The organism is Streptomyces sp. NPDC002793, from assembly GCF_040295485.1.
Taxonomy (GTDB): Bacteria; Actinomycetota; Actinomycetes; order Streptomycetales; family Streptomycetaceae; genus Streptomyces.
Genome location: NZ_JBEOVL010000041.1, coordinates 51,992 through 60,369, shown reverse-complemented (window position 1 = coordinate 60,369; position 8,378 = coordinate 51,992). Strand labels below are relative to the sequence as shown.

Here is an 8,378-nt window from a genome sequence, read left to right as displayed (position 1 = left end):
GATCCAGCCGGCCCGCCGCCGCATCCAGCTCCCCCTGCACCTCCACACCGGACGCAACACGGCGAAGCAGTCGTGCCGCGTCGACGGACCCCGGCGGGTCCACCTCCATGGCGCCCTTCACGAGCCGGGAGCGCAGCACGTCGTGACGGTCGAGGACGGCCGCCAACGTGCCGACGATCCCGTCCTCATCGATCCCGTCCGGCAGGTCCACCACGGCGGACATGGCGAACCGGCCGATGCCGCCGCCCAGTTCAGTCAGGTAGCGCGCGATCGGCGACAGCGGCATCCGTCCGACGCCGCCCCCGTCGAGCTCCGGCAGCGTGACCGCGTCACCGGCGCGCTCGCCGACCACTGCGGCCAGCTCGGCCACGGTCCGGCACTGGAAGATCTCGCGAGGGGTAACCTCCACGCCCTGCGCCCGGGCGCGCGACACCACCTGGATGGAGCGGATGCTGTCCCCGCCGACGGCGAAGAAGTCGTCGTCGATCCCGACCCGGTCCAGGCCCAGCACCTCGGCGTAGACTCCGGCGAGGGCCGTCTCCTGCGCGGAGCGCGGCGCCCGGTACCTCTCGCCCGTGAACTCCGGCACCGGCAGCGCGGCGCGGTCCAGCTTGCCGTTCGGGGCGAGCGGGAGCTGGTCCAGCATCACGAAGGCGGACGGGACCATGAACTCCGGGAGCCGCTCGGAGACGAAAGCACGCAGCTCCGCCACCGACACCCCGGCGGTCAGGTCGACCTCGAGTTGGCCGAGGCTCTCGACGGTGCCCCCGCCGGCGCCCGTGGAGAGCACATAGCCCACCAGCTGCTTGCCGCCGGGACGGTCGTACGTGGTCACCACCGCCTGCGCCACACCGGAGTGAGCGGTCAGCGCGGCCTCGACCTCGCCCGCCTCGATCCGGAAGCCTCTGACCTTCATCTGCGCGTCGTCACGGCCGACGAACTCCAGCTGCCCGTCGGCGTTCCAGCGGGCGAGGTCTCCAGTGCGGTACATGCGCTCCCCGGCCGGCCCGAAGGGGTCGGCCACGAAACGCTCCGCCGTCAGGCCGGGCCTGCTGCGGTAGCCCCGGCCCACCGCGCCCGCCACATACAGCTCCCCTACCACGCCCGGAGGCACCGGAGCCAGTCCGGGCCCAAGGACATAGGTCCGCATGTTGCCCAGCGGCACTCCGATCGGCGCGCTGCCGGAGGTGGCCGGACCGGACTCCGCGGGGGCGACGTAGGTGGTGGCGTAGAAGCTCTCGCTCTGCCCGTACGCATTGATCACCCGTACGCCCGGGAACGCGTCCCGCACCCGTCGGACGAGTGACGACGGCAGTGCCTCGCCGGCGAACACCACGCTGTCGACCGTGGTCTTGCCCGCGATGTGCTCGATGAGCTCGCTGAAGACCGAGGGGACCGTGCTGATCACGCTGCCCGACCAGCCTCCCTCCTCCCCCAGGACGAGCACGTCGCGGGCGACCTCGACAGTGCCGCCCGTGGTGAGGGTGGTGACGATCTCGAACACCGACACGTCGAAGTTGACCGACGTCCCGGCGAGCATCCGCGATCCGGGCTCCAGGCCGACGGACGACGCCAGCCGGGTCACACCGTTGACCACGCCGTGATGGGTGATCTCGACGCCCTTCGGCGCCCCGGTGGAACCCGACGTGTACATCACATAGGCCAGGTTGTCGGGCCGCAGCGCGACGTCGGGGGCGTCAGCGGGGCCGCTCGCCAGGTCGATGTCGTCGAGGTGCACGCGGGGGGTGCCGTCGTCCGGCAGGACCGCCGCGGTGAGCGCATCGGTCAGGACCACCTGGGGCCGGGCCTCGGAGAGGATGCGGCCGAGGCGTGCGCTCGGGTAGCGGGGGTCGATCGGCACATAGGCCGCCCCGGACTTGAGGATTCCCAGCAGCGCGGTCACCAGGTCTGCGGAACGCGGCACCGCCAGGCCCACCAGCTTCTCCGGACCGGCGCCGTGTCGGACCAGTTCGTGTGCCAGCCGGTTGGCACGGGCGTCGACTTCCGCGTACGTCAGCTCCTGCGCGCCGAAGACGACCGCTATCGCGTCCGGGGACACACGGGCCTGTCGCTCGAAAAGTCCGGGAACGGTCGACGCGGGTGTCGGGGCCGTCGTGTCGTTGCGGCCGGCCAGGATCTCCTTCTCGGCCGGTGTCAGCACGTCCATCTCGCCGACCCGCCTGTCCGGTGCGGCGACGAGCTGCCGCAGCACCCGTACGAGGCGCGAACCGGTCTCCGCCACAGTCGCCCGGTCGAAGAGGTCGGTCGCGTACTCCAGGGTGCACCGCAGTCCCTGCTCGACGACCGCGAAGTTGAACTCCAGGTCGAACTTGGCCGTCTGCGTGGGAACGGCCTCGAGCCTCGCGGTCAGCCCTGGCAGATCGAGATCGAGGTGGGCGCTGCTCTGCCAGCTGAACATCACGTGGAAGAACGGGTGATACGCCGTGGAGCGCTCGGGGTTCAGTGCCTCGACGAGCCGCTCGAACGGCACTGCCTGGTTGTCGTAGGCGTTCAGCGCCTTGTCCTGCACCCGCTCGAGCACCTGGTCCAGCGACGGGTTGCCCGACAGGTCGGTCCGCAGCACCCAGGTGTTGACGAAGAACCCGACCAGGTCCGTCAGCGCTTCGTCGGTGCGTCCGGCGATCGTGGACCCGATCGTGATGTCCTCGCCGGCGCCCAGGTGGTGCAGCAGCACGGCCAGGGCGGACTGCATCGCCATCGACAGCGTCAGGCCACGGAAACGGGCCAGCTCCTCGACCGCCGCGGTGAGTTCGCGGTCGATGGTGAATTCGACCGCGTCGCCGCGGTGACTAGCCTCCGCCGGCCGCGGGTGGTCCATGGGGAGCCGCAGCTGCTGCGGCGCACCGGCGAGCTCGTCGCGCCAGTAGCCGAGCTGGGTGGACAGCACGCTCCCCGGGTCGTCGGCCTCGCCGAGCACCTCCCGCTGCCACAGCGTGTAGTCGCCGTACTGCACGGGCAGTTCGGTCCACCGCGGCTCCTCGGACCGCAGACGGGCCGCGTAGGCGGTGGCCAGGTCCCGCCCCAGCGGCACCATCGACTCGCCGTCGGCGGCGGCATGGTGCACGACCAGCACCAGCACATGCTCCTCGGGTCCGCTGCGCAGCACCTGTGCCTGCACAGGGATATCGGTCGAGAGGTCGAACCGGTGGGAGGCCGCACGGGCCACCAGGGCGTCGATGCCATCGGATCCCACGTCGACAACGGGCACGGCCGACAGCAGGCCCTCGACCGGCTGGACCTCCTGCACGGGCATGCCGTCGCCGTCCTCGACGAACAGCGTGCGCAGGCTCTCGTGCCGGGCGACCACATCGCGCAGCGCGGCGGAGAGCGCGCCCACGTCCAGCGCCCCGCTCAGACGCAGGACGAACGGGATGTTGTACGTCGCTGACGGTCCCTCGAACCGGTCGATGAACCACAACCGCCGCTGCGCAAAGGACAGAGGGATCATTTCGCGTCTACTCCTCGATCGGTCATCCTGCGCGGCCATGGACGGCGGCCCGATCACGCGCAGGCCTCAGCGTCGATCACGCATGACAGTTCGGCGGTCGTGGGTTTCAGAAGCTCGAACGAATGCAAGCCGGATTCCCGTTCCACATCACACTGCGCCGGATATTTGATTTCAGGGGCGGCAGCGGGATTCCCACGTCGAATACTTTCCGGTCTGCGTGCTGCGGGGTCAAGCAAATTCACCGCGGATGAGCGCCCTGCGCCGGCTCATGTCCTGTCGACAGGACACCGGTTCTTAGCGGGGCTGCTCACCCGCGGGCCGCCCCGCGCGTCGGTCAGTTCACTTCCTGCCGCGCAATGATCTCCGCCATCCCTGCCACGGTCGGGTTCTCGTACAGTTCCTGTGTTGCGACACGGATCGCGAACGCGTCATCGACCAGAGCGAGCAGACGCGTTGCCCGGATCGAATCGCCGCCGAGGTCGAAGAAGGAATCCTCCCTGCCGATTTCGGGGCGGTTGAGGGAGTCCGACCAGAGGGACGCGATCCGGCGCTCCAGGTCGGTCTCGGGTGCCGTGAACCGGCGCCCGGCATTGCCGGAGGCGGCGTCGAGCAGTAGCTGGGCGGTGTCGACAGCACCGTTCATGTCCCTCGGGATGTGCGGCACTTCGACCAGACGTACCGGCACCGGGCTGTCGCGTATGGTCAGTGCGACGGCCGCACGCAGGGCCTCCGGTTCGACACCGTCGGCGGTGTAGGCGACGAGAATCTCGCTGGCCCGCAACTGCTCCGGAACCAATTCGTCGATGATCGACGGATTCGCCAGGTCGAGGCCGATGATCAGGCCGTGATGGGGCGAGGCGATCGCGTCGAGAAACAGCCGCAATCCCTCGTCTGGCTCGATGGACCGGAATCCACGGCTGCGGGCCGGGGCGGCCGACTGCGTTCGGTTCATTCCTATACCGTCCCACATGCTCCAGGACAGACAATGTACTGCGCGGCGGCGTTCGTGGTGCCAGTGGTCAGCGAATCCGATAAGGAAACCGTTGGCCGCAGAATACGCGCCGAACGAATGCCCGCCGAATTCTCCGTTGACGGAACCGAAAAGCACCAGCGAGGCGTCCGGGCGTGAGGCGAGGACATCTGCCACGGCCAGTGTGCCGGCGACCTTGGCGCGGTACTGCACGGCGAAGCTCTCCGCCGACTCGTTGGCGACCATGTGCTGTTCGAGGTCGGCCCACTGTCCTGTCGGGTCGGCGCCCGCCAGGTGCAGTACGCCGTCGAGCGGCCTCCCCCAGCGTTCCTCGGCCTCGGCGACCGCCGCTGCCAGCGCCGCCGCGTCGGCTACATCGAGCTGCTGGTACATGACATCGCCGAGTGCGGCCAGTTCGGCGAGCCGGCCGGCCTTCTCGCCGTCGGCCGGCGAGCGGCCCACGAGCAGCAGCCGGGCCCCGTAGGCGGCGACGAGGTAGGACGCGATGTCCTGTGCGATGCCGCCAAGACCGCCAGTGACCAGGTAGGTTCCGCCCGTGACCGCGGGCGGCGCCGTGCTGTCCGGTCCGCCGTCCGCCTCGACGGGTGACAACCGCGGCTGCCACCGCCGTCCTTGCCGTGCGGCGATGATCCCCGTGCGGTGCCGGTCGGCGAGTTCGGCGCGTACGGCCTGCGTCCACGCACCGGTGTCGGCCGGCAGGTCGAGCTGGCGGATGACAGCGGACGCGCTCTCCGCGACGGCGGTCCGTACGAGTGCGGGCAGGGCGCAGGTACCGAGGTCGACGCTGTCCCCGTCACGCACATGGATCGAGCCCGCGGTGACGACGAGCAGCAGCGGACGGCCGGACTCAGCGTCTGCGAGGGCCCCGATCAGGGAGGTCAGCTCGGCGGTCGCCACCGTCAGCCGGGAGAGGGGGTCGCCGCCGGGGGTCAGGGGCAGGGCATGGACGACGGCCGATACCGGACCGTGTGCCGAGGCCACCGCCCTGAGCAGGCGCCGCAGTTCCGCGCGGTCGTCCGTCCTGACGCGGTAGCGGTCGGGCGCCTCCTCGCCGAATGTCTCGCCCCGGCGGACGGTGACGAACGGCCCCTCGATGTCCAGGTGTCGCAGGTCGTCGTCCTCGCCGAACACGACCAGGACCCCTGAGTCGTCCGTCGTCTCGGCGGCCGGGGGCACTTCGGCCCACTGCCGCCTGAAGAGCCAGGTGTCCAACTGCTGCTGCTCGGGCCGCGTACCGACCACCCGGCCGTCGAAGGTACCGGCGCGCAGCCCGTCGACGAGCGCGCCCCGTTGGATCTTGCCGCTCCCGGTCTTCGGGAACTCCGTCTCGGTGACGGGGACCAGCAGGTCCGGCGCGATACCGACCTCGCGTACCAGGCTGGCCCGTACCATCTCGGTGGTGTCGGCGAGCGCGTCGCTGTCCCACTGGAGCGGCACGAAGAAGACCACGAGCTGATCGGAGCCCGCGCCGGGCTCACGCACGCCGGCGGCAGCCGCGAAGGTGACGCGCACTCCGTCGACCTGCTCGACGACGCTCTCGATCTCGTGCGCCATGTAGTTGATGCCGCGCACGATGATCTGGTCCTTCCTCCGGCCCGCGATCACGACCTCCCCGTGGTGCACGAACGCGAGGTCACCGGTGCGGAACCAGCCGTCCTCGTCGTACGACTCACGGTTGGCGTCGTCGTTCGCGAAGTAGCCGTGCATCATCGTCAGGCCGCGGATGCGCAGCTCGCCCAGCCGCCCTTCGGGCACCACGGCGCCGTCCACGACGCGGATCCGCACCCCGGGGATGGGCCGTCCCACCGAGGAGAGCACCACGGCGTCCTTGTCGCGCGGGTCGACGTGCCGGATGTTCCCGCTCAGTGAGGAGGGGTCGATGGCGACGGTGCCTGCCGCCTTGTCGTCGCGGTGCTGCCGGGCGTACGTGACTCCCGAGCAGGTCTCGGACATGCCCCACACCGGCCGCATCGCGTCGGCGGGCAGCCCGTGCGGTGCCAGCAGCTCCAGGAACCGGTGGCTGGTCGAGGCGACCACCGGTTCGCCGGCGTTGGTGATCTCGCGCAGGCAGGACAGGTCCCACGAGCGCCGCGTGCGGATCTCCTCGGCATGTTCGTTGGCCATGGCGAAGGCGAAGTTCGGCGCCCAGGTGTTCGTCACGCGGTAGCGGTCGACCCAGTCGAGCCACAGCAGCGGGTCACCCAGGGAGTGCTCGATCTTGGCGTTGATGTGCATACACCGCAGAAACACGTCGCGGACGTTGTACATGGCGACCGTGACATGGTCGAAGGGCATCCAGATCAGGCTGATGTCGTCACCGGTCAGGCCGCAGTGCTCGGCGACGGCCAGCGATCTGGCGACGACGCTCGCGTTGGTGTGGTGCACGCACTTGGGCACACCGGTGCTCCCCGAGGTGAGGAGGTTGAGCACCGGTGATGCGGGGGTGGCCTCGAACCACGCGGTGTCGGGCGGGAAGGCGGCCAGCTCGCCGACGGTCAGGATCCGCACCTCCGGCTCGTACCAGAGCTCCCGGACCCCGGCGAGCGGACCCGCAGTGGCGTCGTCGGTGAGGAGCACGGGCTGCCCGAGCAGGTTCCAGGCGTTGTGCAGTTTCCGATTGGTCTCGTTCGGCGCCCGGTACGTCGTGGCGACCCCGACCGGTGTCGGCACGAATCCGCCGAGCACACAGGCCCAGAAGGCGGTGAGGTAGGCCTTGTTGTCGTCGAACTGGAACAGTGCGGCGTCGCCGGGACGTAGACCGGCGGCGCGGAGTCCGGCCAGCACGCGCTCTGCTTCGGCGAGCAATGCGGGATAGGTCTGCAGCACGTCTTCATGACCTTTGGTGATGAAGACCGTGCCCTTGTCCGGGGCGAGTTCGGCCGCCGCGCGCAGGGCCTCCTGCAGCGTGGTGGGTGCGCCGTCCGGGACCGTCAGGGGACCGCCGTCGAGGTCGGCGGGTGTTCCGTCCGTGAGGTCCGGCTCCCGCGGCGCCGGTTCGGTGGCCCGCTGCGGCGCGGCCGCTCGTACTCCCTTGCGCACCACGGCGACCGCGTCGTCGACGCCGGGGACCTCCAGGGCGGCCGCGGTGATGTCGTCGAGAATGCCGAACGCGTCCAGGGCCGTCATACGGTCCTCCGGTTCGCCGCGGGGGCCAGCATCTTCCCGGCGATGAGGGAGACCACTTCTGCCGGCTTCTCCAGGAAGTAGAAATGGCCGCCGGGATAGAAGTGGGTGCTGCATCCGGAGTTCGTCTGCCTGCTCCACTCGCCGACCGTCTCCTTCGGCGCCCGGGGGTCGGAGTCGCCGGCCAGGACGGTGATCGGGCAGTCCAGCGGAGCGTCCGGAGCCGGGGTGTGGCGCTCCCAGAGGCCGAAGTCGGCACGGAGGACCGGGAGGAGGGAGGCCATGACGAATTCGTCGCCGGCGATCTCCTCGTCGATGCCTCCGAGTCCGACCATCTCGGCACGGAACTCGTCCTCGGGAAGGTCGTGCAGATGCCGGATCCCGGTCACGCCCGGGGCGGACTGGGCGGAGAGGAACAGCTGCTCCGGGCCCTGACGGCCCTGCGCACGCAGCGCCTTGGCCAGTTCGAAGGCGAGTGCCGCGCCGCAGGAATGGCCGAAGAAGGAGAACGAGCCGCTGAGCACAGGGCGCAGAGCGTGGGTGAGCACACTGACGAGCGGGCCGACCTCGGTGAATGGCTCCTCGGCGATGCGGTTCTGGCGGCCGGGCAGTTGCACGGCGACCAGTTCGATCTCCGCCGGAAGTGCCGGGGCCCATTCGGCGTATGTGGTCGCGCCGGCGCCCGCGTGCGGGAAGCAGATCAGCCGATGGCGGCTCCCGGGTTGCCTGGCGCGCCAGATGTAGGGGGTCTCGGAGACAAGTTCCATGCTCTGTACGGTCATTGCTGGGGGCTTC

The 8,378-nt window shown here is 70.1% G+C and carries 3 protein-coding genes; all 3 read right to left on the bottom strand.

Going from position 1 to position 8,378, the window contains the following annotated elements; all coding sequences use genetic code 11:
- The coding region (locus ABT001_RS29400) for a non-ribosomal peptide synthetase (protein WP_351283641.1) at nt 1-3,469 on the bottom strand (3,469 nt) is incomplete at its 3' end.
- A 334-nt stretch (nt 3,470-3,803) separates the two neighbouring features.
- Complete coding sequence (locus ABT001_RS29395; RefSeq protein WP_351283638.1) at nt 3,804-7,586, bottom strand: SDR family NAD(P)-dependent oxidoreductase; 3,783 nt, start codon at nt 7,584-7,586, stop codon at nt 3,804-3,806.
- Nucleotides 7,583-8,350: a thioesterase II family protein gene (locus tag ABT001_RS29390; protein ID WP_351283635.1), complete on the bottom strand. Its 768-nt coding sequence runs from the start codon at nt 8,348-8,350 to the stop codon at nt 7,583-7,585. The genes ABT001_RS29395 and ABT001_RS29390 overlap by 4 nt, the downstream gene beginning before the upstream one ends.
- Between the last annotated feature and the right edge of the window lie 28 nt (nt 8,351-8,378).

Bases quoted from the DNA above. Each gene is read 5' to 3' on its own strand.
- ABT001_RS29390 (WP_351283635.1), bottom strand. From the start codon at position 8,350: ATGGAACTTGTCTCCGAGACCCCCTACATCTGGCGCGCCAGGCAACCC.
- ABT001_RS29395 (WP_351283638.1), bottom strand. From the start codon at position 7,586: ATGACGGCCCTGGACGCGTTCGGCATTCTCGACGACATCACCGCGGCC.